This is a genomic window from Streptomyces sp. NPDC006207 (assembly GCF_040613835.1).
Classification (GTDB): Bacteria; Actinomycetota; Actinomycetes; order Streptomycetales; family Streptomycetaceae; genus Actinacidiphila.
Genome location: NZ_JBEXSX010000158.1, coordinates 1 through 1111 on the forward strand (window position 1 = coordinate 1; position 1111 = coordinate 1111).

The 1111-nt window shown below is 75.8% G+C and carries 1 pseudogene; it reads right to left on the minus strand.

Annotated elements, in window-relative coordinates:
* Positions 1-1111: pseudogene (locus ABZ312_RS45125) on the minus strand (hypothetical protein); the annotation flags it as partial.

The following is a 1111-nucleotide window of genomic DNA, read 5'->3' on the forward strand; positions in this document are numbered from 1 at the left end:
GCCGGGGAGGCGATCGCGGGAATGGGCTCCTTCGCGCCTGAGTCCAGCTTGCCGGCGGGGAAGGAGGAGCCCAGTCCGGTGGCCGCCACGAGCCGGGCGTACGGCTCCGGATCGACGACCAGCAAGTCGAACAAGATGCGGTCGTTTATCAGTTTCTGTCCGGGTTCTACCCGGACGCCCGTGACCTCGCGTACTCCCGCGATGTTCCGGACCTGGGCGTCGAGTCCCTGCGGCAGGGCGCCGAAGGTCTGCACGCGGGCGTCCGCGCCGACCGCGGTGACGGCCGCCCGGTCGCGTCCCGACTCCACGCCCGCGAGGACGGACCCGCCGAAGGAGGTGACCGTCAGGGCAACGAGCACGGCGAGCAGAGGCAGGGCCGTGGTGGACGGGGCGCGTCCGGCGCGGGCCAGGCCGAGGTGGAGCACGGCCCCGTCGAGGCGTGCGAAGGGCCGCGCCAGCAGCCGCACCGGCCAGGGGTACAGCCGCAGCAGCACCAGCGCGGCGACCACCGCCAGCAGCACCGGCGCCGCGGCGGTCAGCACGTCCGCACCGCCGTCCGCCGTGCCGCGCTGCCGCAGCGCGACCACGGCGCCGGCGACGACGACCACCACCGCCAGTTCTGCCACCGTGCGGCGCCGGGACGGCCGGGCCGCGACAAGGTCCTCACGCTGTTCGGGGCGCGGCCGGCGGGCCGTGGTCACCGCCCGCAGCGGCAGGCTCACCGTGGCCACGACGGCCACCGCGGCGGCCGCCCACACAGCGAGCGCGGCACGTTCCGCCGGCAGCAGGAGCAGCGCCAAAACCAGCCCGGCCGCCGCGGACGGCACCGCCACCACCGCGCTCTCGGCCAGCAGCCGGCCGGTGAGCGAGCCCATGCTGATGCCACGGGCCCGCAGCAAGGTGAACTCGGCCCTGCGCCGGGCCGCCGACAGGCCCGTCGCCATGAGGAGCACGACCGCGGCGACGGTGCCCACACCCACGGCAGCGACCAGGACCAGCGGCTGCGCAGCCGTGCGCTCGGCGGCGAAGGGACCGAGGAGTTCACCCAGCCCCTGCTCCTCGACGTGCAGGCCGCGCTGCTTGGCCTGCAGATGTGCCCCGTCCGGTCCCG